7 protein-coding genes are annotated in these 24,804 nt (G+C 69.5%); 3 read left to right on the forward strand and 4 right to left on the reverse strand.

From position 1 onward, the window contains the following. Positions 1–16: 16 nt before the first annotated feature. A complete protein-coding gene (locus tag QMZ26_RS06265; RefSeq protein ID WP_200733380.1) occupies positions 17–634 on the reverse strand; it encodes a CDP-alcohol phosphatidyltransferase family protein in 618 nt (205 codons plus the stop codon). A 181-nt stretch (positions 635–815) separates the two neighbouring features. Here QMZ26_RS06265 and purH point away from each other — a divergent pair, with 181 nt between their 5' ends. From purH to purD, 3 genes are read left to right on the forward strand one after another with little or no spacing between them, the layout of a single operon-like run. Continuing rightward, entirely contained in the window at positions 816–2,399 is a 1,584-nt protein-coding gene (purH, locus tag QMZ26_RS06270) for a bifunctional phosphoribosylaminoimidazolecarboxamide formyltransferase/IMP cyclohydrolase (protein ID WP_079223782.1), read from the forward strand. A gap of 16 nt (positions 2,400–2,415) precedes the next feature. Continuing rightward, positions 2,416–3,282, forward strand: a complete 867-nt coding sequence (locus QMZ26_RS06275) for a hypothetical protein (protein WP_283220911.1) — start codon at positions 2,416–2,418, stop codon at positions 3,280–3,282. A 58-nt stretch (positions 3,283–3,340) separates the two neighbouring features. After that, on the forward strand, positions 3,341–4,624 hold the full coding sequence (gene purD, locus QMZ26_RS06280) for a phosphoribosylamine--glycine ligase (protein ID WP_283220913.1): 1,284 nt from the start codon (positions 3,341–3,343) through the stop codon (positions 4,622–4,624). Between the two features lie 202 nt (positions 4,625–4,826). Here purD and rpoH read toward each other — a convergent pair whose 3' ends face one another. The 3 genes from rpoH to QMZ26_RS06295 form a co-directional block, all read right to left on the reverse strand. After that, positions 4,827–5,702 (reverse strand): RNA polymerase sigma factor RpoH, encoded by an 876-nt coding sequence (gene rpoH / locus QMZ26_RS06285; protein WP_079223786.1) that lies wholly within the window; start codon positions 5,700–5,702, stop codon positions 4,827–4,829. Between the two features lie 319 nt (positions 5,703–6,021). Next, positions 6,022–9,687: a TonB-dependent receptor gene (locus QMZ26_RS06290; protein ID WP_283220915.1), complete on the reverse strand. Its 3,666-nt coding sequence runs from the start codon at positions 9,685–9,687 to the stop codon at positions 6,022–6,024. 34 nt (positions 9,688–9,721) lie between these two features. Continuing rightward, positions 9,722–24,772, reverse strand: a complete 15,051-nt coding sequence (locus QMZ26_RS06295; protein WP_283220916.1) for an Ig-like domain-containing protein — start codon at positions 24,770–24,772, stop codon at positions 9,722–9,724. Between the last annotated feature and the right edge of the window lie 32 nt (positions 24,773–24,804).

Genomic DNA, 24,804 nt, shown 5'->3' on the forward strand with positions numbered 1-24,804 from the left:
TTTGGTTTGTAGTTGATTACTGCGGCGGAAGCGCCGCTTCCTGCAGCCCGCGGCGGACGCGGTTGATCATCGTCAGCACGCACAGTGCGGCCATGGCCGCAGCCACGCCAGTGACCGTCATCGCGCCAACCCACCCGAACGCCAGCAGCAGGCCCAGCGCACCGATCACGAAGGCGCGGTCGCTCTTGCCCATCGGGCCGTCATAGCGGCGGCTGGCACCGACCATCAACCCCAGTACGCCGGCGTATTCGCTCAGCGCCGCGGTCCAGGCCAGCAGCCACAGCGCCTCGGGGCGCACGCCCGGCACGCTGAGCAGGCTCAGGTACAGCGCCGCATCGGCGATCACATCGCACAACTCGTTCAGGTAGGCGCCCAGCTTGGACTGCTGTCCGAACTCGCGGGCGAGCATGCCGTCCACGGCGTTGAGCGCCATGCGCAGCAGCATCCACAGCGGCAGCAGCAGGTACAGCAGCGGCTGCGCGGGCGCGCAGCACCACACGGCGGCGGCCACCAGCAGCGAGACCACGGCGGCGGCCACGGTCACCGTGTTGGCGGTGATGCCGAGGCGGTAGAGCCCGCGCACGGCCGGACGCAAGAGGTCCTGGAAACGTCCTTTCAATGCATAGATCGACACGATCTGAACCCGCAACTCCCTGGCAGTTCCGGCATAGCCTACCCCATGGCGTGTTCAGCCCGGCATGCCGATGCAGGCCGTTTTCCCCTGCCGGGGCCAGCAAAGCGCGCCGACAGCGCCCGCCACCGGCCCCCACGAACTACAATATCGGCCCCGCTCCGCTGCCGATTGCCCTGTCCCCATGACTGCTGATCTGTTGCCCGTCCGTCGGGCCCTCCTCTCCGTTTCCGACAAGACCGGCCTGGCCGAGCTGGCCACCGCGCTGGCTGCACGCGGCGTGGAGCTGCTGTCCACCGGCGGCACCGCCAAGGCCATTCGCGACATGGGCCTGGCCGTGAAGGACGTGGCCGACGTCACCGGTTTCCCGGAAATGATGGATGGCCGGGTCAAGACCCTGCATCCGATGGTGCACGGCGGCCTGCTCGGCCGTTCGGGCCTGGATGACGCGGTGATGGCCGAGCACGGCATCGGCGCCATCGACCTGCTGGTGCTGAACCTGTATCCGTTCGAATCGGTCACCGCCAAGGCCGACTGCACCCTGGCCGACGCGGTGGAGAACATCGACATCGGCGGCCCGGCCATGCTGCGCTCGGCGGCCAAGAACTTCGCCCGCGTGGCGGTGGCCACCGACCCGTCGCAGTACGCCGAACTGCTGGCCTCGCTGGAGGCCAACAACGGCCAGCTGTCGGCCAGCACCCGCTTCGCGTTCTCGGTGGCGGCGTTCAACCGCGTCGCCCAGTACGACGCGGCCATCAGCAACTACCTGTCGGCGGTCACCGCCACCGACGCCGCCGTGCCGGCCCGTGCCGAGTACCCGGCGCAGATGAACTCCACCTTCGTGAAGGTGATGGACCTGCGCTACGGCGAGAACCCGCACCAGAGCGGCGCGTTCTATCGCGACCTGTACCCGGTGCCGGGCACCCTGGCCACGTTCCAGCAGCTGCAGGGCAAGGAACTGAGCTACAACAACCTGGCCGATGCCGATGCGGCGTGGGAATGCGTGCGCCAGTTCGATGCGCCGGCCTGCGTCATCGTCAAGCATGCCAACCCGTGCGGCGTGGCCGTCGGTGCCGGCAACGGCGATGCCTACGAGCTGGCCTACGCCACCGACCCGACCAGCGCCTTCGGCGGCATCATCGCCTTCAACAAGCCGCTCGATGCGGCCACTGCGAAGGTCATCCTCGACCGCCAGTTCGTCGAAGTGCTGATCGCCCCGGACTACGAGCCGGCCGCGCTGGAATACGCGCAGAAGAAGGCCAACGTGCGCGTGCTGCGCATCCCGCACGGTGATGGCCTGAACAACTTCGACAGCAAGCGCGTGGGCTCGGGCCTGCTGCTGCAGTCTTCCGACAACCGCGGCATGACCCGCGACGAACTGAAGGTGGTGAGCAAGCTGGCACCGACCGACAAGCAGTTCACCGACCTGCTGTTCGCCTGGAAGGTGGCCAAGTTCGTGAAGTCCAATGCGATCGTCTATGCCAAGGACAACCGCACGATCGGCGTCGGCGCCGGGCAGATGAGCCGCGTCTATTCCGCGCGCATCGCCGGCATCAAGGCGGCCGACGCGAACCTGGTGGTGGAAGGTTCGGTGATGGCCTCCGATGCGTTCTTCCCGTTCCGCGATGGCATCGATGCCGCAGCGGCCGCCGGCATCAAGGCAGTCATCCAGCCGGGCGGTTCGATGCGCGATGCCGAAGTGATCGCCGCCGCCGACGAACATGGCCTGGCCATGGTGTTCACCGGCGTTCGCCACTTCCGCCACTGATCCTGGAGCGACACGGATGTCCGCAGTTTCTATCAACCCCCTGCTCCTGCCCGCCCTGCTGGGCGCGGTCCTGCTGGCCGGCTGCAAGCCGGCCGCCCAGCCGGCACCCGCCACTGCCCCGCACGCAGAGACGCCCGCCGCGGGCAGCACCGCAGCGGCCGGGCATGCCAGCCGCACCGCGCGCCTGCAGGCCTTCCTGACGGCGCGCTACGGCAAGGACGCGCAACTGTCCGGCGACTGGCGCGGCAGCTGGGCGCAGGACGGTGACAGCCGCCCGGTGGACTGGGCGGTGTGCGCCGAGCAGCCGGTGGTGAACGGTGACAGCTGGCAGCAGCTGCTGGCGGTGTGCGGCGAAGTGGCCGACGCCGGCCATGCCGACGCGGGCACCATCGACTTCTACGTGCTGCGCCCGGCCGCCGACAGCTTCGAGGTGGCGGCCGAGCTGACCGGCGGCACCTATGGCAGCAGCGGCCGCCCGGGCAGCGTCGAGATCCTGCGCTTCGGCAGCGATTTCTACGGCTTCCGCAACGTCAGCGGCTGGTACGGCCAGGGCTACTCGCTGCAGACGCAGAGCTTCATCCTGCCCGGCCCGAACGGTCTGGTGGATGCCGGCAGCGTGCGCAGCCACATCGACAACACCGCGGCCTACGACTGCGATGACGCCGAGCAGGCCGAAGACTGCCGCACCCGCATGTTCGACATCGAGTTCGAACTGCGCATGGACGACAGCAACCGCAGCGCGCGCACCTGGCCGCTGCTGATCGAGGAAACCGGCAGCAGCTGTGGCGGCACCAACGTGCGCCGCACGCACCGCTTCACGCTGGACCCGAAGACCTGGACCTATTCCTTCCCCGACGCGCTGCAACGCGAGGGCTGCGAGTGAAGCACGCGCGCCGCCGGGGACATCGCCCTTCCCTTCCCACGCAATCTGGAATCTCGTGATGAACGTACTTGTCATCGGCTCTGGCGGCCGCGAACACGCCCTGGCATGGAAGCTGGCCCAGTCCTCCCGTGTCACCGAAGTGATCGTGGCGCCCGGCAATGCCGGCACCGCCACCGAAGACAAGTGCCGCAACGTGGCGGTGAAGGTGACCGACATCGACGGCCTGCTGGCGCTGGCCCAGGCCGAAGGCGTGGCGCTGACCGTGGTTGGCCCGGAAGTGCCGCTGGTGGCCGGCGTGGTTGATCGTTTCCGCGCCGCCGGCCTGCGCATCTTCGGGCCGACCGCCGCCGCCGCGCAGCTGGAAGGCAGCAAGGCGTACGCCAAGGATTTCCTGGCCCGCCACAACATCCCCACCGCATTCTATGCCGTGCACACCGAGGTGGACGCTGCGCTGGCCTACATCCGCGACAAGGGTGCACCGATCGTGGTCAAGGCCGATGGCCTGGCCGCTGGCAAGGGCGTGATCGTGGCGATGACCCAGGCCGAGGCCGAGGACGCGGTGCGTGACATGCTCTCGGGCAACGCCTTTGGCGACGCCGGCGCGCGCGTGGTCATCGAGGAATTCCTCGATGGCGAGGAAGCCAGCTTCATTTCGATGGTCGATGGCGTGCACGCGCTGCCGATGGCCACCTCGCAGGACCACAAGCGCGTCGGCGACGGCGATACCGGCCCGAACACCGGCGGCATGGGCGCCTACTCGCCTGCGCCGGTGGTGACCCCGGAGGTGCATGCCCGGGTGATGCGCGAAGTCGTGAACCCGACCGTGCAGGGCATGATCGCCGATGGCATCCCGTTCACCGGCTTCCTCTATGCCGGCCTGATGATCGATGCCAGCGGCGCGCCGAAGGTGATCGAGTTCAACGTGCGCTTCGGCGACCCGGAAACCCAGCCGGTGATGCTGCGCCTGCAGTCGGACCTGGTGGACCTGGTGGAAGCGGCCATCGATGGCCGCCTGGACGCGGTGGACGCGCAGTGGGATCCGCGCCCGTCGCTGGGCGTGGTGCTGGCCGCAAAGCCTTACCCGGAAGCGCCGATCACCGGTGACGTGATCTCCGGCCTGGACGCCGTGCCCGCCAATGCCAAGGTGTTCCATGCCGGCACCACGCTGGATGCACAGGGCCAGGTGCTCAGCGCCGGCGGCCGCGTGCTGTGCGTGGCCGCGCTGGGCGACAGCGTGCGCGACGCGCAGGCCAATGCCTACGCCGGCGTGGCCAAGGTGACCTGGGCCAACGAGTTCCACCGCACCGACATCGGCTGGCGCGCGATCGCACGCGAGGGTTGAGGCCCGCGCGGTATCAGTAGATCCACGCCATGCGTGGATGAGCCTCACAAACAGAAAGGCCCGGCAGTGCCGGGCAGCCACGCATGGCGCGGGTCCACGGATGCCGTACCGCCGGGGTAGATCCACGCCATGCGTGGATGAGCCCCACAAACAGAAAGGCCCGGCATTGCCGGGCCTTTCTTCATTCCAACGCCACCCCGCCTTACGCGGTGAACAGCGCCTTCATCTTCTTCAGCGCGTTCGCTTCGACCTGGCGGATGCGCTCGGCGGACACGCCGTACTCATCGGCCAGTTCCTGCAGCGTCACCTTGCTGTCGGCATCCAGCCAGCGGCGGCGGATGATGTCGCGCGAGCGCGCATCCAGCTCGGCCAGGCCTTCGCGCAGCAGCTGCATCTGGTTGTCTTCGCTGTCTTCACGCTCGTAGGCCATCGACGGATCTTCGTCGTTGGACACCAGGAACGCAGCCGGCGACGGCGGGGCGTGGTCGTTGTCCTCGTCGGTCGGTGCGTCGAAACCGATATCGCGGCCGGACAGGCGCGATTCCATTTCCATGACCTCGCGCTCGGACACGTTCAGATCCTTGGCCACGGCGCTGACTTCGGCCGCGTTCATCCAGCCCAGGCGCGTCTTCGACTTGCGCAGGTTGAAGAACAGCTTGCGCTGCGCCTTGGTCGTGGCGACCTTGACGATGCGCCAGTTCTTGAGGATGAACTCGTGCATCTCTGCACGGATCCAATGCACGGCAAAGGACACCAGGCGCACGCCCATGTCCGGGTCGAAGCGCTTGACCGCCTTCATCAGGCCGATGTTGCCTTCCTGGATCAGGTCGCCCAGCGCAAGACCGTAGCCGTTGTAACCGCGGGCCACGTGCACCACGAAGCGCAGGTGCGAATGCACCAGCTCACGTGCGGCGTCCAGATCGTCACCGTCGCGGAAACGACGGGCCAGGTCCTGTTCGTCATCGACCGACAGCACCGGAATCTGGTGCACGGCACCGATGTAGGCGTCCAGCGAACCGAGCGCACTGGGAATCGGGAGATTGTTTGCCACAAGGGCAGTAGAGGTGTTCTGGCTCATAGGGGCTCATCTTAGCAGTCCGGCTTTTGGACTGCTAAAGCGGGAGGAAGTTCCAGTGTTCCGTCAACGGAACAATGGGCGATTCAACATCCCTACCCTATCGCGTATTGATGACAATGGCGAGCAGGCTCGACCATGGTCGAATACAAGCAAAATCAATCACTTGCCCCGAATAAAGTGCATGAATGGTCGTTTTGGGCCGCAAAATCCCATCGGCCCACCCCATTCAGCCGGGCAATGTTGCCGGTCGTTCAGCCCAGCCAGGCAAACGGCCACATCCGCCACCCCGGTAGTGCCACGCCATGCGTGGCAGGCGACGCTAATAATACCCGGCCATGTTCAGGAAGAAGCCCTTCTGGTCGTACTTCAGCTCGGTCATGTCGTCGCTGAACTCGGTGAAGTTGTAGCCTACGCCGACCTTGAAGTTCTCGCCCACCCGGCGGTCCACGCCCAGCAGCCAGCCCTTGCGCACGCCGCCGTCGCGCACCTTCAGCCAGCGGTGCTCGGCCAGCCCCTCCCACTGCGCGAACAGGCGGTAGCGCAGCTGCAGGGCCGCGAAGTCGGCGCGGCTGTCCAGCCAGGCGCCCTCGCCACGACCGGTCCGGTAGTCGCCCCAGCGCGAGGCCAGCTTGGCGGCCATCTCCCAGCGCTCGCCGATCTGGCGGATGCCTTCCAGCGACAGCACCTGCGAGCGCTGGTCGTACAGGTTGCCACCTTCCTGCCCCAGCGAGGCCACGTCATAGAGGTAGGTGAACTTGCCGAAGCCGGCCCAGCGCGTGTTGTCGTGCGGGCGCCAGGCGAAGCCGACGTTGGTCTCCACCAGCTTGGCATCGGCCACCGGGTTGATCCGGTCCTGGGTGTCGGCGTAGTTCGCGCGCAGGGCGAAGCGCCAGTCTTCGTTGAGCTTGTACAGCAGGCGGTTGGTGGTCACCCACTGCTCGCGCTGCTCGGCACCGCTGTCGCGGCGGTACTCCAGCTTGCTGTTCCACTGCGCCACCGCATCGGTGCGGCCACCGCTGACGCTGTACGCGCGGCGGTTGATGCGGCCCACGGTGGATTCCAGCTCGCCATCCATCAGGGTGAAGCCCAGGTTCCAGCCCTGCGCCGGATAGAAATCCATGCCGAAGGTGTGCACCAGCCCCGCGCTGTCCTGCCGGCGGTCCTTCAGGTACTGGCTTTCGTTGTAGACGTTCACCTGGTTGCTCAGGCGCCAGCGCTGGCCGACCGTCCAGCCGCTCTGCAGGCCGCTGTCGAACAGCGGATCGGTGCCGGTGCGGTCGGTGCTGTAGCTGTAGCTGCCGTACAGGCTGTGGTCGGGCGCCATGCGGTACTCGGCATCGACCTTGCCGCCGTGGCCGCGGCTGCCGCCACTCAGTTCGGCACCGACGCTGCTGCGGTCGCCGAACAGGTAGCGCGCGCCCAGGGTCAGCAGGTCGTTCTTCTCGTAGGCACCACCGTCATCGTCGAGGGTCACCTGGCCGGTGCCGTACAGCTCCCACGAGGAACCGAAGCGCTGGCGGTAACCGATCGCCGCCAGCAGCGCGGAGACATCCTGCAGCTCCTGCTCCTCGCGCACCCGGCGCAGTTCGCCGGTCAGCTGGCCGTCGTTGCCCAGCCGCCATTCGGCGGTCAGCTGGCTCTGCTCCAGCGCCAGTTCGCCCTGCTCGGTGCGGGTGTGGCGGCCGTACAGGCTGAAATCATCGGTGAGGTAGCCGAGGAATTCCACGCCGTATTCCTGGATCGGCAGGCCGGTGTCCTGGCGTGCCACCGAGAAACCGGCGTCGACGTCGCGCCACCATGCGCCCAGGCTCCAGTCCTGGCTGGTCCAGCCCAGCTCGCGCAGGTTGGCGCGGGCTTCCACCGCCGAGGCCTTGCCCGAACGGCGGCCTTCATAGGGGTTGCGGCGGATGAAGCTGAGGCCGCCGTTGTCCGAATAGAACACCGGCGCTGCGGTGGCATCGGTGCGGGTCTGTTCCATCTTCAGGTAGGTGCCGCGGCCGGCCTGCAGGGTCAGGTCGGCGCCCTTCAGGCTGTAGTTCTCGCCGCTGCGGTTCTCTTCCACCCAGGTGCCGCCCACCGCGACGTGATCGCCGATCCACTGGCGGCCGCGCGCGCCATAGGTCACATCGTCGCTGCTGAAGCCCAGCGGCACGTATTCGTAGTCCACCAGCAGCAGCTGGTCGTAGCCATCCAGCGGCATGTCGCGGGTGATGCTGCGCACGTTCTCGCGGGTCAGCTGCGCCAGCGGACGGGTCAGGATCAGGCGGCCCTGCAGGTCGTCGATCTCGTAGTCCACGCCCTCCTGCAGGGTGGCACGGGTTTCGGTGCGGCCGGTGGTGCGGTCGCGCACTTCCAGCACCACCTGTTCCGAGCCCGGCAGCAGATCGGTGTGGCGCAGGTAGTACAGGCTGCCGCCCGTGCCGAGGAATTCGCTGTGGCCCGGCGCAGACTGCGCCTCCGAACCGAACACCTTCAACTGCGAACGCGCTTCGCCCAGCGGCGTGGCCGACAGCGAACGCCAGTTCAACGCGCCGCCGTACAGCGAACGCACGTACTGGCCGTATTCGGTGCCGGTAATGCCGGTGGCGAAGTTGCCCCACAGGGCCTGGCTCTGGTCCCAGTCCACGCGCAGGTACAGGCGGCCCTGGGTATCGACGTCGCGGTAAGTGGTGGAGTCATCACCGTACACCGGGTAGTACAGGTCCGGATCGAGGCGGCGGAACACATCCTGCGCATCGGCACGGCTGAAATCGCGGAACAGGTACTTCAGTTCGCGGTCCTGGGTGTCGGCCTGCGCCGTCACCAGGTACTTGCCCCGCATTTTGCCCTTCAGGTAGAACGCCAGCCGGCCTTCGCTGAGGAAGCCATCGGTGTCGCGGTCATCGGCGGCCAGCGGCTGCACGTTGCCACTGGCACTGTTCTTGGACAAGGTGACATCGGCAATGGCGACCAGGAACAGGTAGCGGCCGGTCACGTCCACGTCCAGCTGGCGCTGCGCGGACGGTGCGTCGCGCGATTCCACCCGCACGTCATAGCGGTGCTGGCCGACCGGCTCCAGGAACTCGGCAGCGAACTTCTGCTCCAGGTCGACCGGGAAATCCTGGCCGTTGATGCGCACCCGGCTGTTGGGTTCCAGGTTGCGGCCGTACAGGCGCACGCGCGAGCCGTGGATGGGAATGTTCTGCAGGCGCAGCATGCTCTGCCCGTAGATGCTGTTGCTGACCTGCAGGTCCTGCGCGCTGGCCCCGTCCAGCGCCTGGCCCAGGGTCTTTTGCACGTTGTCGCGGGTCACCTGCAGGCCACGGTCGAAGTCGGCCGGGGTGACCAGCTGGATACGCTGGATCTGCGTTTCATCAAACGAGCCGCCGGCGCCGTACGCGCGCGCCACGTAGATCAGTTCATCGCCGGTGCGCAGCTTGAACTGTTCCGGCACGGTGCCATCCCATTCGGCATCGCCCACGTAGTCGGACGGCAGCTCGATGCGCGCCAGCGGCGTCACCAGATCGGTATCGGTGCCGCGGTACAGGGTGACTTCCAGCTTCTCGATGAAGGAGGCGTAGTTGTTGTAGCTGTGGAAGCGCAGGGGGCGGATCACCCGGCCGTTTTCGAACGGTACGGTGGCGGCGGCCTGCACGCTCAGGCTGGGTGGCACCATGCTCGGGTCTTCGGTGGCCCACACCACGCCGCCGTTGGGCAGTTCGGCCATGAACTGGCCACCTCGCGCGGACACGTCCGGGGTGACCGCCGGCGCCAGCGGCACGCTGCTGGCGGCGGACGGATCGGCTTGCCCCGGCAGTGGCAGCAGCGGCGTGTCGGCGTCATCACCGATCCGCAGCAGTTCGCCGTCGTCGCTGCGGCAGGTGTCACCCTCGCAGCGCACGTCGCTGGATGCCGTCGGCGCGGCCTGCTGGGCCAGTACCGGGGGGGCGGCCAGCAGCAGGGCCAACACGCTGCAGGACATCGCATGGGGAAGCAGGGCTCGCACGATCAGGGCAGGGCTCCGGTGGTGGGTCTTCATCTCAGCGCCCCTCCCCGCTGTTGGGGCCGGCCGGCGGTGGCCCGCTGGGCGGTTCGATCGTCAGTTGCTGCAGGACGCGGCCATCACCGCCATGCACCTCGATGCGGGTGGCGGCGGCGACGTCGGCCGGCAGGCGGCTGGCCAGTGCGCCACGCACCGCCTGCGCACGCTGCTGGGCCAGGGCTTCCTCGCCCGCCGTGGCGACCAGCAGCACGCGGCCACCGCCGCGCGCCAGCAATGCCTGGGCGGCCTTGTCCAGCACGCTGGCGCGGTCGGCGGCCAGCGTGGCGCTGCCCGGCGCGAACAGCGCCTGGCCCAGTTCCACCCGCGCCGGGCGTGGCACCACGGCGGCAGGCGTACCTTCGCGGCTCATCCCGCCGTCGGGCATGTGCACGCCGAAGTCGAAGCGCGCCGGCAGGCCGGGGGTGATGCGCCGTACCAGCGGGTTGGGCGTGGTGAAGCGCGCACCGGCCGGCAGCGTCGACGGATCGACCTTGAGGATGAAGTTGCGGCCGCGTGCTTCGCCACCCGGGATGCCGACCAGGTGGTAGCGCCCGAACGCATCGGTTTCCATCACCAGGCCTTCCACCGCCGCCACGCGCACGCCCGGGATGCCGCGTTCGCCGTCGTCCTGGATGCCGTTGCCGTTGCGGTCGTCGAATACGCTGCCGATGATCAGGCTTTCATCCAGCAGCGGATCCACGCTGACATCGACGTCGGCCGTGGCCACGTTGCCGATGCTGCGGTTCTGCCCGTCGATGGCGGTGATGCGGTTGGTGTGTACGCCGGTGCCGGTGCCTGCGCCGACGCGCAGGTAGTACACCACCGTGGCGCGCTCGCCCACCGGCACGTCGATGCCGTCGATGCGCAGCGGCTGCACGCCACTGGTGCGCGCATCGTTGTCGGCATCGCGCACCGCGAAGCCACCACTGACGAAGGTGAAGCCCGGCGGCAGCGTATCCAGCAGCGTGGCACCGTTGGCATCGACCTCGCCCACGTTGTCGATGGTGACGGTGTAGCGCACCAGGTCGCCGATCTGCGCACTGCGCTTGGCGGCCACCTTGGTCAGGCGCAGCACGGCCTGCTGGCCGGCCACGGTCACCGCCACGTTGGCTTCGGCGCACAACGGGGTCGGCACGCTCAGGTCGCAGACGCGGTAGCGGAAGCTGTCGGTTCCGCTGAAGTCCGCGGCCGGCGTGTACGTGCACACCCCGTTGGCGCACTGCACGGTGCCATGCGCGGGCGCGGCCGCCACCTGCAGCGAGGCCGGGTCCAGCGGCGCGCTGCGGGTGGTGTCGTTGGCCAGCACGTTGATCAGCAGCGGGCCGCTGGTCTCGGCAGTCACCGCGTCATCGACCAGGGTCAGCACGTTCGGCTCGACGACGATGGCCACCGATGCGCTGGCACACATCGACGGATCGGCGACATCGCAGACCTGGTAATCCAGGCTCTGGATACCGGCGAAGTTGGCCAGCACCGCGAAGCGGATGTGCTTGTTCGGCAGCACCGTGGCATCGCCATACGGCGGCGGCGCGGTGATGGTGACAGTGACCGTGGCCGGATCCACTGGCGTGCCATCCACGCGGTCGTTGCCGAGCACGTCGATGTCCACCACGCCGTTCTGCGGCATGTCGATGCGGTCATCCTCGGCCACCACGCCCGGCTCTGCGGCGATGACGGTCACGGTGACGGTACCGACGTCGCAGACGGTGGGCTGGTTGACCAGGCACAGCGTGTAGGTGGTGCTGTAGCTGCCCGGCGCCAGGCCCGCAGCCACGTCCACCCAGCCATCGGCGCTGAAGGTCAGTGCATTGGTCGCCACCGGCACGAAGTTGACCTGGGCCGGGTCGAGCGCGGCGCTGTTGAAGGTGTCGTTGGCGAACACGTTCAGCAGGCGGGTGCGCCCTTCCGGCCCGACCGGGCCACCCGTATCGTCCACCGCCAGCAGTGCGCCCACCGGGCCCTGCACCAGCACGGTGGCGATGGCGGTGGTGCAGTTGGTCGGCACGCCGTTCTCGCACAGCTGGTAGGCCAGCTGCACCTGCCCGGCCTGTACGCCCGGGGCCACCATGATCTGGCCCTGGTTGTTCATGGTGTAGCCCGGCGTGCTGCCGGTCAGGCTGGCCACCACGCTGCCCACCGGCGGCGGCGAGACGTTGTTGAAGCTGTCGTTGTCCAGCACCGAGCGGGCGATGGTGCCGCCCACCGAGGGATCGACCGGCGTGCTGCTGAAGTCATCGTTCACCGCCAGCACCACGTTGGCCGCGCCACCCACGTTGAAGGTGACGGTGGCCGTGCTGCACAGGGCCGCGTTCGGCGCGGGCAGGCAGACCTGGTAGGTGAAGCTGACCGGCCCGCTGGTACCCACCGGCGGCGTGTAGGTGAAGCTGCCATCGGCGTTGAACTGCAGGCCCGCCGGGGCCGCGCCCTGCACGCTCCACACCGAACCGGCCGGCATGTTGTCGTTGCTGGCCACGCTGTTGGCCAGGGTCTGCCCGGCCTGCACGCTGAAGGCATCCGGCTGCGGCGCGGGGCTGACCACCACGGTCACGCTGGCGGTGGCACAGTTGCCGGGCGCGGCCACTTCGCAGACCTGGTAGGTGACCGTGGTCGGCCCGGACGTGACGCCGGTGCCGATGCTGATCGTGCCGTCCGGGTTGATGCCGAAGCCCGCCGGTGCGCCCACCAGGGTCAGGGTGACGGTGCCGGCCGCCGGCGGCGAAGTGCCGTTGAGCGAGTCGTTGGCCAGCACGCTGGGCGTGGTGCCGCCCGGGGCGATGCCGCTGAAGCTGTCATCGCCCGCCACCAGGGTGCCGGTGTTGACGTTGAGGGTGACCGACGCGGTGCCGCACTGTGCGGCATTGGGTGCGGGCAGGCACACCTGGTAGGTGAAGGTGACCGCGCCCAGCGTGCCGGCCGGCGGCGTGTAGGTGAAGCTGCCATCGGCGTTGAACACCAGGCCCGGCGGCGTTGCGCCCTGCACGCTCCAGGTCGAACCGGCCGGCATGTTGTCGTTGCCCGCCACCGTGCTCGACAGCACCTGGCCCGCGCGCACGCTGTAGGCATCCGGCTGCGGCGCCGGGCTGACCACCACGCTCACCGTTGCGTTGGCGCAGTTGCTGGGCGCGGCCACTTCGCACACCTGGTAGGTGATGCTGGTCGGGCCGGAGGGCACGCCGCTGCCGATGCTGATCGTGCCATCGGGGTTGATGCTGATGCCGGCCGGTGCGCCGACCAGGCCCAGGGCCACCGTGTTCGCCGGCGGCGGGGTGACGCCATTGAGCGAGTCGTTGCCGAGCACGCTGGGCGTGGTGCCGCCCGGGGCGATGCCGGGGAAGCTGTCATCGCCGGCCACCAGGGTGCCGGTGTTGACGTTGAGGGTGACCGTGGCGGTGCCGCACAGCGCCGCATCCGGTGCCGGCAGGCAGGCCTGGTAGGTAAAGGTGACCGCACCGGTGGTGCCCACCGGCGGCTGGTAGGTGAAGCTGCCATCGGCGTTGAACACCAGGCCGGCCGGCGCGGTGCCCTGCAGGCTCCAGGTCGAGCCGGCCGGCAGGTTGTCGTTGCCGGCCACTGAGTTCGACACCGTCTGCCCGGCCTGCACGCTGAACGCATCCGCCTGCGGTACGGGGCTGACCACCACGTTCACCGTGGCGGTGGCGCAGTTGCTGGGCGCTGCCGCTTCACACACGCGGTAGGTCAGCGTGGTGGCCCCGGAGGTGACGCCACCGCCGATGCTGATCGTGCCATCGCCATTGATGGCGAAGCCGGCCGGCGCCCCCACCAGGCCCAGCGTCACCGTCCCGGCGGCTGGCGGCGACACGCCATTGAGCGAGTCATTGGCCAGCACGCTGGACGTGGTACCGCCCGGGGCGATGCCGCTGAAGCTGTCATTGGCCGCCAGCAGCGTGCCGGTGCCGATGTTGAAGCTGACCGTGGCGGTGTTGCACAGCGCCGCATTCGGTGCGGGCAGGCAGGTCTGGTAGGTGAAGCCGACCACGCCGGTGGTGCCGGCCGGCGGCGCATAGGTGAAGCTGCCGTCGGTGTTGAACACCAGCCCGGCCGGCGTCGCGCCCTGCACGCTGAAGCTGGAGCCGGCCGGCATGCTGTCGTTGCCCGCCACCGTGTTGGAGAGCACCTGCCCGGCCTGCACGCTGAAGGCATCGGGCTGCGGCGTCGGGCTGACCACCACGGTCACCGTGGCGGTGGCGCAGTTGCTCGAGGCCGCCGCTTCGCAGACCTGGTAGGTCAACGTGGTGGTGCCTGCAGTGACGCCGGTACCGACGCTGATCGTGCCGTCGGCGGCGATGGTGAAGCCGGCCGGTGCACCGACCAGGCTGACGGTGACGCTGCCAGCGGCCGGCGGCGACACGCCATTGAGCGAATCGTTGGCCAGCACGCTGGGCGTGGCGGTGCCCGGGGCGATACCGGTGAAGCTGTCGTTGCCCGCCACCAGGGTGCCGCTGTTGACGTTGAGGGTGACCGTCGCGGTGCCGCACAGCGCCGCATCCGGTGCTGGCAGGCAGGCCTGGTAGGTGAAGCTGACCGGGCCGGTCGTGCCCGACGGCGGCGCGTAGCTGAAGCTGCCGTCGCTGTTGAACACAAGGCCCGCCGGCGCGGTGCCCTGCACGCTCCAGGTCGAGCCGGCCGGCATGTTGTCATTGCCGGCCACGTTGTTGTTCACCGACTGCCCTGCCTGCACGCTGAAGGCATCGGCCTGCGGTGCCGGGCTCACCACCACGTTGACGCTGGCGGTGGCGCAGTTGCTGGACGCCGCCACTTCGCAGATCTGATAGGTGAGCGTGGTGCTGCCCGACACCACGCCGCTGCCGACGCTGATCGTGCCATCGGGATTGATGCCGAAGCCGGTGGGCGCACCCACCAGGCTCAGCGACACCGACGCAGCCGGCGGCGGCGTCACGCCATTGAGCGAATCGTTGCCGAGCACGCTGGGTGTAGCCGTGCCCGGGGCGATGTTGCTGAAGCTGTCATCGCCGGCCAGCAGCGTGCCGGTGTTGACGTTGAGGGTGACCGTCGCGGTGCCGCAGACGCTGCCGTTCGGCGCCGGCAGGCAGGCCTGGTAGCTGAAGGTCACGGCACCGAGGGTGCCGGCCGGCGGCGTGTAGCTGAAGCTGCCATCGGCGTTGAACACCAGGCCGGCCGGCGCCGTGCCCTGCAGGCTCCAGGTCGAACCGGCCGGCATGTTGTCGTTGCCGGCCACGTTGTTGACCAGCTGCTGGCCGGCCTGCACCGAGAACGCATCGGCCTGCGGCGTCGGGCTGACCACCACGGTGACACTGGCGGTATCGCAGTTGTTGGCCGCCGCCGCTTCGCACAGCTGGTAGCGCAGCGTGGTGGAACCGGCCAGCACGCCGCTGCCGACACTGATCGTGCCATCCGGGTTGAGGGTGAAGCCGGCCGGTGCGCCCACCAGCGACAGCCGCACATCGGCCGCCGGGGCCGGGCTGGCGCCATTGAGGCGGTCATTGGCCAGCACGCTGGCGGCCGACGTGCCACCGGCAACCACGCCGGTGATGACGTCATCGCCAGCCACCAGGTCGCCGTTGTTGATGTTGAGGGTGAACGTGGTGGTGCCGCACAGTGCCGCATTCGGTGCCGGCAGGCAGGCCTGGTAGGTCACGGTGATCGGCCCGGCGGTGCCGGCCGGCGGTGCATAGGTGAAGCTGCCATTGGCGTCGAAGGTCAGCCCGGCCGGTGCGGTGCCCTGCACGCTCCAGGTGGAACCCACCGGCATGTTGTCGTTGCCGGCCACGCTGTTGGCCAGCGTCTGCCCGGCCTGCACGGCGAAGGCATCCGGCTGCGGCGCCGGGCTGACCACCACCAGCACGCTGGCGGTGTCGCAGTTGGCCGGCGAGGCGGCCTCGCAGATCTGGTAGGTCAGCGTGGTCGGGCCGGACTGCACGCCGGTGCCCACGGTGACCAGGCCATCGGCACTGATCGAGAAGCCGGCCGGTGCCCCGACCAGGGCCAGCGTCACCGTACCGGCAGCCGGCGGCGACACGCCGTTGAGCGAATCGTTGGCCAGCACGCTGGTGCCCACGGTGCTGCCCGGCGCGATGTTGCTGAAGCTGTCGTCGCCGGCCACGAGGGTGCCGTTGTTGATCGTGAGGGTGGCGGTCGTGACGCCACAGACTGCCGCGTTCGGCGCAGGCAGGCAGACCTGGTAGTCGAAGGTGACCACGCCCAGGCGGCCCGGCGGCGGCGTGTAGGTGAAGGCACCGGTGGCGGTCATCACCAGGCCATCCGGCGCGGTGCCCTGCACGCTGTACTGCGCACCCGGCGGCACGTTGTCGTTGCCCGCCACGCTGTCCGACAGCGTCTGCCCGACCTGCACGGCAAAGGCATCCGGCTGCGGCGACGGACGGACCACCACGGTGACGCTGGCGGTGTCGCAGTTGTTGGCCGCAGCGGCTTCGCAGATCTGGTAGGTCAGGGTGACCGGGCCGGAGACCGCGCTGGACGGCACGCTGATCGTGCCCTGCGGGGTGATCGCGTAACCGGCCGGCGCGCCGACCAGGCTCAGCACCACCGTGGCATCGGCCGGCGGCGACACACCATTGAGCGAATCATTGGCCAGCACGCTGGTGCTGGAGGTGCTGCCGGCGACCACACCGGACAGGGTGTCATCGGCCGCAACCAGCGCGCCGTTGTTGATGTTGAGGGTGAGCGTGGCGGTGCCACACAGGTTGGCGTTGGGTGCCGGCAGGCAGACCTGGTAGGCCACCACCACCGGACCGCTGGTCCCGGCCGGCGGCGCATAGGTGTAGCTGCCATCGGCGTTGAAGCTGAAACCGGCCGGCGGCGTGCCCGGCAGGCTCCAGCTGGAACCGGCCGGCATGTTGTCGTTGCTGGCCACGCTGGCGCTTAGGCTCTGCCCCACCTGCACGGCGGCGGCATCATCCTGCGGTGCCGGGTTGACCACTACGGTGACGCTGGCATTGGCGCAGTTGCCCGGCGCCACGGCTTCGCAGATCTGGTAGGTCAGCGTGGTCGGGCCGGACATCGCACCGCTGCCCGCGGTGATGGTGCCGTTCGGATTGAGGGTGAACGCGGCCGGTGCACCGACCAGGCTCAGCACCACGTCGCCCGGCGCAGGCGGGCTGACGCCGTTGAGCGAATCGTTGGCCAGCACACTGGCGGCGGACGTGCCGCCCGGGGCAATGCCGGCCAGCGTGTCGTCACCGGCCAGCAGGGTGCCGTTGCTGACGTTCAGCGTGACCTGCGCGGTGGCGCAGTTCGCGGCATTCGGTGCGGCCAGGCAGGCCTGGTAGAGGAAGGTGACCGCGCCGGTGACGCCGCTCGGCGGCGTGTAGTTGAAGCTGCCATCGGTGTTGAACACCAGGCCGGCCGGCGTGGCGCCCTGCACCGTCCAGCTGGAACCGGCCCGCATGTTGTCGTTGCCGGCCACGCTGGCCGACAGCACCTGCCCGGCCTGCACGCCGAACACATCGGCCTGCGGTGCCGGCAGGATCACCAGCGCGATGCTGGCAGTGTCGCAGTTGCCGGCCGATGCCGCTTCGCAGGCCTGGTAGGTCAGGGTCAGCGGGCCGGACACGATGCCGGCAGGCACGGTCAGCACGCCATCGGCCGCGAGCACGAAGCCGGCCGGCGCGCCGACCAGGCTCACCAGCACCGTACCGGCGGCCGGCGGCGAAACGTTGTTGAGCGAGTCGTTGGCCAGCACGCTGGTACCGGTGCTGCCGCCCGGCGCGACGGTGAAGCTGTCATCGGCCGCCGCCAGCGTGCCGTCGTTGATGTTGAGCGTCACCGTGGCCGTGCCGCACAGCGCCGCATCCGGCGCAGGCAGGCAGGCCTGGTAGGTGAAGGTCACCGGGCTGGGCGTATTGGCCGGCGCCGTGTAGGTGAAGCTGCCATCGTTGTTGAAGGACAGGCCGGCCGGCACGGTGCCCTGCACCGAGAACTGCGAGCCGGTGGGCAGGTTGTCGTTGGCGGCCACGTTGCCGTTGCTGATGGTGCCCGCCGCCAGCACCGAATAGGCATCGGCCTGCGGCGAGGGGGTGATCACCAGCGCCACCGTAGCGGTGTCGCAGTTGCTCGGCGCGGCAGCTTCGCAGATCTGGTAGGTCAGCGTGGTGGCGCCGGACAGCACGCCACCCGGCACGGCGATGGTGCCGTCGGGATTGATGACGAAGCCGGCCGGCGCGCCGACCAGGCTGAGCTGCACGCTGGCGGCCACCGGCGGCGTGCCGTTGAGGCTGTCGTTGGCCAGCACGCTGGCCGTGGTGCCGCCGGCCGCGATGCCGCTGAAGCTGTCGTTGGCGGCGGCCAGGGTGCCGGTGTTGACGTTGATGGTGGCCGTAGCGGTGCTGCACACCGCCGTGTTGGGCGCCGGCAGGCAGGCCTGGTAGGTGAAGGTGACCGCCCCGAGGGTGCCCACCGGCGGCGTGTAGCTGAAGCTGCCATCGGCAGTGAACGCCAGCCCGGCCGGCGGGGTGCCCTGCACGGCCCAGCTGGAGCCCGCCGGCAGGTTGTCGTTGGTGGCCACGCTGGCACCGGTCAGGCTCGCGCCGGCCTGCACCGCGAACGCATCGGCCTGCGGCGCCGGGGTCACCACGAAGGTGATGGCCGCGGTGGCGCAGTTGGTCGGCGATGCGGTCTCGCACAGCTGGTAGGTCAGCGTGGTGGCGCCGGCCGGCGCGCTGGCCGGAATCTGCACGCTGCCATCGTTGTTGATGATGAAGCCGGCCGGCGGCGCCACCAGCAGCAGCTGCACGGCCGCCGACGGCGGCGGGGTGACGCCGTTGAGGACGTCGTTGGCCAGCACGCTGGGCGTCACCGAGCCGGCCGTCAGCGGCGCGGCGAACGCATCGTCGTTGGCGACGATTGCATTCACGGCGATGGTGAGGGTTGCCGTGGCGGTGCCGCACACGGCGGCATCCGGCGCGGGCAGGCAGGCCTGGTAGCTGAAGGTGACCGGGCCCAGGGTGCCCGCCGGCGGCGTGTAGGTGAAGCTGCCATTGGCATTGAACACCAGGCCCTGCGGCGGCGACGGCACGTTCCAGGTGGAACCGGCGGGCATCGCATCATTGCCGGCGACGTTGCCGGTATTGGCCTGGCCGGCCTGCACGCTGATGGTGTCGTTCTGCGGCGTCGGCCGCACCACCAGTGCGATGCTGGCGGTGGCGCAGTTGTTGGCCGCCGCCGTTTCGCACACCTGGTAGGTCAGCGTGGTGGCGCCACTGGCCGCATCGGCCGGCACCGACACCGTGCCGGTGGGGCTGATGCTGAAACCAGCCGGTGCGCCCACCAGCGTCAGTGCCACATTGGCCGGTGCCGGCGGGCTGATGCCATTGAGGGTGTCGTTGGCCAGCACGCTGGCGGTGGCAGCACCCGGCGCGATCGCACCGAAGCTGTCGTTGTTGGCCAGCAGGGCACCGTTGTTGATGTTCAGCGTCGCCGTGGCGGTCGCGCATACCGCGCTGTTCGGCGCGGGCAGGCAGGCCTGGTAGACGAAGCTGGTGGGGCTGGTGGTGCCGGCCGGCGGCGCATAGGTGAAGCTGCCATCAGCGTTGAAGGTCACGCCGGCCGGCGGCGTGCCCTGCACGGCGAAGGTCGAGCCCACCGGCATGCCGTCGTTGCTGGCCACGTTGGCGGTGACCGACAGGCCCGCCTGCACGGCGAAGGCATCGTTGGCCGGCGCCGGCGCGACCACCAGGGCCACGTTGGCAGTGGCGCAGTTGGTCGTGGCGGCCGCTTCGCAGACCTGGTAGGTCAGCGAGGTGGCGCCCGATGCGGTGCCGGTGGCCACGGCGATCGTGCCATCGGCGGCAATCGAGAAACCGGACGGTGCACCGACCAGGCTGAGCACCACCTCGTCCGCCGCCGGCGTCGCGCCGTTGAGCGTGTCGTTGCCCAGCACGCTGGACGTGGCGCTGCCAGCAGCAACCGGTGCAGTGATGGTGTCATCCACCGCGACCAGGGTGCCGCTGTTGACGTTGAGGGTGGCGGTGGCAGTGGCGCAGGCGCCGCTGTCGGGCGCGGCCAGGCACACCTGGTAGCTGAAGGTGACCGCACCGCTGAAGCCCGTCGCCGGGGCGAAGATGAAGCTGCCATCGGCGTTGAACTGCAGCCCGGGCGGCGGGGTGCCGACCACGCTGAACTGCGCGCCGCTGCCGACGTTGTCGTTGCCTGCCACCGAACTGGCCAGGTCCACGCCGGCCGGCGTGGACAGCGCATCGTCGACGGCCGACGGTGCCACCACCAGGCGCAGCGTGGCAGTGGCGCAGTTGCCCGGCGCCGCCGCTTCGCACAGCTGGTAGGTCAGCGTGCGGCCACCGGCCGGCACGCCCGCGGCAACGCTCACGGTGCCATCCGGGTTGAGACTGATGCCGGCCGGTGCACCAGCCAGGCTCAGCAGCACATCGGCGGCGGCCGGCGGCGTGCTGCCATTCAATGCATCGTTGAGCAGCACCGACGGCGTGCTGCCACCGGTCACCGGATTGACCGGCGCGCTGCTGAAATCATCGTTGTTGGCTGCCAGGCTGCCGACCGTGATGTTGATGCTGGCCGTGGCGGTGGCGCACAGCGCGGTGTTCGGTGCCGGCAGGCATACCTGGTAGGTGAAGGTGACCGGGCTGGCCGCGTTGACCGGCGGCAGGTAGGTGAAGCTGCCACCGCCGCCAAAGCTCAGGCCGGCCGGCGTGGCGCCGACGATGGTGAACACCGCACCGGCCGGCACGTTGTCGTTGTCACCGACACTGCCGTTCAACGGCTGGCCCGCGGCTGTGGAATAGCTGTCGTTCTGCGCCGACGGCGTCACCACCAGGCGGATGCTGGCACTGGCGCAGTTGCTGGGCGCAGTGGTTTCGCAGATCTGGTAGCTCAGCACCGTGGCGCCGGCGGCGGCGCTGGCGGGCACCTGCAGCAGGCCCGCCGTGGTCAGCGCATAGCCCGACGGCGCGCCCACCAGGGCCAGGGTGACGCTGCCGGCCGGCGGCGGCACGCTGCCATTGAGGCTGTCATTGACCAGCACGCTGGTGCTGCTGGTCGCGCCCGGCGCCAGCGGCGTCGCGCTGAAGTCGTCGTCCATCGCCACCAGGGTGCCGGCGTTGACGTTGATGGTCGCCCCGGCCGTGCTGCACAGCGCGCCGTCCGGTGCCGGCAGGCAGGCCTGGTAACTGAAGCTGACCGGCCCGGTGAAACCGGCCGGCGGCGTGTACTGGAAGGTGCCGTCGCGGCCCAGCTGCAGGCCGTCCGGCGTGGTGCCCGACACCGTGAACACCGCGCCCACCGGCGCATTGTCATTGCTGGCCACGCTGCCCGACAGCAGCTGCCCGGCCGGCGTGGAGAACACATCGGCCACGGCGGTGGGCGACACCACCAGGCGGATCTGCGCCGAATCGCAGTTGCTCGGCAGCGCGGTTTCGCACAGCTGGTAGGTCAGCGTCAGCGCGCCCGACGGCACGCCCGCATCGACGTTCAATACGCCATTGGCATCCAGGGTGAAGCCCGACGGCGCACCGACCAGGCTCAGCAGCACATCGGCCGATGCCGGCGGCTGGGTACCGTTGAGGCTGTCGTTGAGCAGCACCGACAACGTGCTGCCACCACCGGCACCGATCGGCGTGGCACGGAAGTCATCATCACCGGCCACCAGGGTGCCGGCGTTGACGTTGAGTGTAACCGTCGCGCCCGCGCACACCGTGCCGTTCGGCGCCGGCAGGCAGGCCTGGTAGGCGAAGGTGACGATGCCCTGCGTGCCGGCCGGCGGCGTGTAGGTGAACGCACCGCCAGCGTCCAGCACCAGGCCCGCCGGCGCGGTGCCGGTAACGCTGAAGGTGGCACCGGCGGGGACATTGTCGTTGCTGCCGACATTGCCGCTGACCGGCACGCCCACCGCGGTGCTGACGTTGTCATTCACCGCCACCGGTGCCAGCAGCAGCTGCACCGCACCGTCATCGCAGTTGGTCGGCAACTCGGCCTCGCACAGGCGGTAACCGAAGTTCACCGCACCCGCAGCGGCGCCACCGGGCACCGAGATCGTGCCATTGGGATTGAGCACGTAGCCGCTGGGCGCACCCAGCAGGCTCAGGATGACTTCGGCCGGGGCCGGCGGAATCGCACCGTTGATGGTGTCGTTGGCCAGCACGCTGATGGTGGTTCCACCGGTGGCTGGATTCAACAGGCTGCCGCGGAAGTCATCGTCATTGGCGACCAGCGTGCCGGCGTTGACGTTGATGGTGGCCGTGGCGGTGCTGCAGACGGTGTTGAACGGCGCGGCCAGGCAGGCCTGGTAGCTGAAGGTGGTGGTGCCGGTGAACTGCGCCGGCGGCGTGTAGGTGAAGCTGCCATCGGCATTGAACACCAGCCCCTGCGGCGCGGTGCCAGTGACGGCATAGGTGCTGCCGGCAGCGACGCGGTCATTCACCGACACATTGCCGCTGACCGCGCGACCCACCTGGGTGGTGAAGCTGTCGGCCACGGCCTGCGGCGCGATGACCACGGCGATGGTAGCGGTGGCGCAGTTGCTGGTGCCGGCCTGGCACAGCTGGTAGGCAAGGCTCAGCGGTCCGGCCGGAGCGCCCGCCGGTACCTGCAGTTCGCCGGTGGGCGCCAGCGTGAAGCCGGCCGGCGGCGCGTTGATCAGCGACAGGGTGGCCTGCGCTGCGTCGATCGCCACACCGTTGAGCGTGTCGTTGGCCAGCACGCTGGCGGTGGTGCCGCCGGTGCCGGGCACCGGCGCGGCGGTGAAGTCGTCATTGCCCGCCACCACGGCGGCGACCGCCACGTTCAACGTCACCGTGGCTGCATCGCAGATGCCGCCATTGGGCGCCGGCAGGCAGACCTGGTAGCGGAAGCTGTCCGCGCCCGAATACGTGCCCTGCGCGGTGTAGCTGAAGCCGCCATCGGCAGCAACGCTGACCGTGCCGTGCGCGGCACCAGCCAGCAGGCTGAACTGCGAACCCGCAGGCACGTTGTCATTGCCGGCCACGGTGTTGGCCAAAGCTACGCCCGCGGTCGCGGCAAAGCTGTCGTCCACCGCATCGGGGGCGATGACCAGCTGCACGTTGGCGGTGGCGCAGTTGGTGCCGCCCGGCAGTTCGCAGATCTGGTAGGTGAAGTCATAGGCGCCCGCTGCGACGCCGGCGGCTACCTGCAGCTGGCCGGCAGCGTTGGCGGTGATGCTGGCCGGTGCACCGCTCAGTGCCAGGCTGACACCCGCCGGGGCCACCGCCGTGCCGTTGAGGGTGTCGTTGCCGAGCAGGCTGACGGCGGTGGTGGTGCCCGGCTGCAGCGGCGTGGCGAACAGGTCGTCGGCGGCGGCCAACTGGTTGGCAGCCACGCTCACGGTCACCGTGGCGGTATCGCAGACGGTGGCGTTCGGTGCCGGCAGGCAGAGCTGGTAGGTGAAGGTATCCGGCCCGGTGTTGGCGTTGGCCGGGGTGTAGGTGAAGGTGCCATCGGCATTGACCACGGCCGTGCCACGGGTGGCCTGGGTGCCCAGAGTGAAGACCGAGCCGCTGGCGAAGTTGTCATTGCCGGACAGGGTGCCGGTCACCGGGCGACCCCCGCCCGGGGTGCTGACCGCATCGTCCACCGCATCCGGGCTGACCACCAGGTTGGCAGTGGCCGTCGCGCAGTTGGTGGCCGCGTTGGCATCGCACATCTGGTACGTCAACGCCCGCGGACCCGCAGCAGCGCTGGCCGGCACGACGATGGTGCCGTTGGGATTGATCGAGAAGCCGCTGGGCGCACCGACCAGGCTCAGCGTCACCTGCGCCGGCGTGACCGGGGCGGTGTCGAAGGTGTCGTTGCCCAGCACGCTGGGCGTGGTGCCACCCGCACCCGGCGGCAGCGGCACGGCGAAGGTATCGTCGTTGGCCACCAGCACGTTGGCATCGACCACGACCGACGCGATCGCCGTCGAACAGACGCTGGCATTCGGCGCGGGCAGGCACACCTGGTAGTTGATCTGCACGGGCTGGACGATGTTGCCGGCCGGTGCGTAGGTCAGCGTGCCGGTGCTGCTGATGGTTGCACCGGCCACCGGCGTACCGGTCTGGCTGTAGGTGGCGCCGGCCGGCGCGTTGTCGTTGGCGGCGAGGTTGCCGGTGAGCGATGGGGTGCCCGCGTTCACGTTGTAGCTGTCAGCCACGGCCGTCGGCGCGATGACCAGGCTCGCGGTGGCAGTGGCGCAGTTGGTCGGCGAGGCGTTCTCGCAGATCTGGTAGCCGATCGACGTTGCGCCTGCCGCGGCACCGGCCGGCACCGCGATGACGCCCGCGCTGTTGATGGTGAAGCCCGCCGGCGCGTTCTGCAGCGAAATGATCAGGTTGCCGCCGACCACCGGCTGGCCGTTCAGGGTGTCGTTGCCCAGCACCGTCGGCGTGCTGCCACCGGTGGTGGAGGAAACGGGCGTGGTGAAGCTGTCGTTGGCCGCGACCAGCGCGTTGGCCTGCACCGGCACGGCCGGCGTGGTGGCGCTGTTGTCGCCCGGGGTCGGGTCGGTGGTACCCGACGGCAGCACCAGCGACACGCTGTTGGCCGGCACCGTGGCCGGGGTTGCGGCCGGCGCCGTGCCGTTCACCAGCAGCACCACGCTGTCACCCACGCCCACGCTGACCAGCACGTTCACCGCGTTGCCGCTGCCGCTGGGCTGCGCACAGGACGACGCCGCCGTGGTCGGCTGGCAGGTCCAGGCCACGTTGGTCAGCAGCGAGGACACCGTATCGACCACGCCCACGCCGCTGGCCGCCGATGGCCCCGCGTTGTTCACCTGGATGCGGTACTGCACCGGCCCGCCTGCGGCCACCGGGCTGGCGCTGACCAGGGTCTTGCTCACGCTCAGCTGCGCCTGCAGGGCCAGGGCGTTGGTATCGGTGGCGCTGTTGTTGCCCGGCGTGGGGTCGGCCACGTCGGTCGGCGCGGTCACCGTGGCGGTGTTGTTCAACGGGTTCGGGTAGCTCTGCGCCAGCAGCGGCGGCGGCAGCAGCAATGCCAGCACGGCCATGGCATGCGCGATGCCGGCCGAAGCCCTGCCTGCCCTGCCCTGCCTGCCCACTGCTGCCATGCGTCCGTCCTCGAATGCACGCCGTCGCCTGT

It is taken from the genome of Stenotrophomonas sp. PFBMAA-4 (assembly GCF_030053215.1).
GTDB lineage: Bacteria > Pseudomonadota > Gammaproteobacteria > Xanthomonadales > Xanthomonadaceae > Stenotrophomonas.

Coding starts and splice junctions, on each gene's coding strand:
- purH (WP_079223782.1), top strand. CDS start 816: ATGACTGCTGATCTGTTGCCCGTCCGTCGGGCCCTCCTCTCCGTTTCC.
- QMZ26_RS06275 (WP_283220911.1), top strand. CDS start 2,416: ATGTCCGCAGTTTCTATCAACCCCCTGCTCCTGCCCGCCCTGCTGGGC.
- purD (WP_283220913.1), top strand. CDS start 3,341: ATGAACGTACTTGTCATCGGCTCTGGCGGCCGCGAACACGCCCTGGCA.
- rpoH (WP_079223786.1), bottom strand. CDS start 5,702: ATGAGCCAGAACACCTCTACTGCCCTTGTGGCAAACAATCTCCCGATT.
- QMZ26_RS06295 (WP_283220916.1), bottom strand. CDS start 24,772: ATGGCAGCAGTGGGCAGGCAGGGCAGGGCAGGCAGGGCTTCGGCCGGC.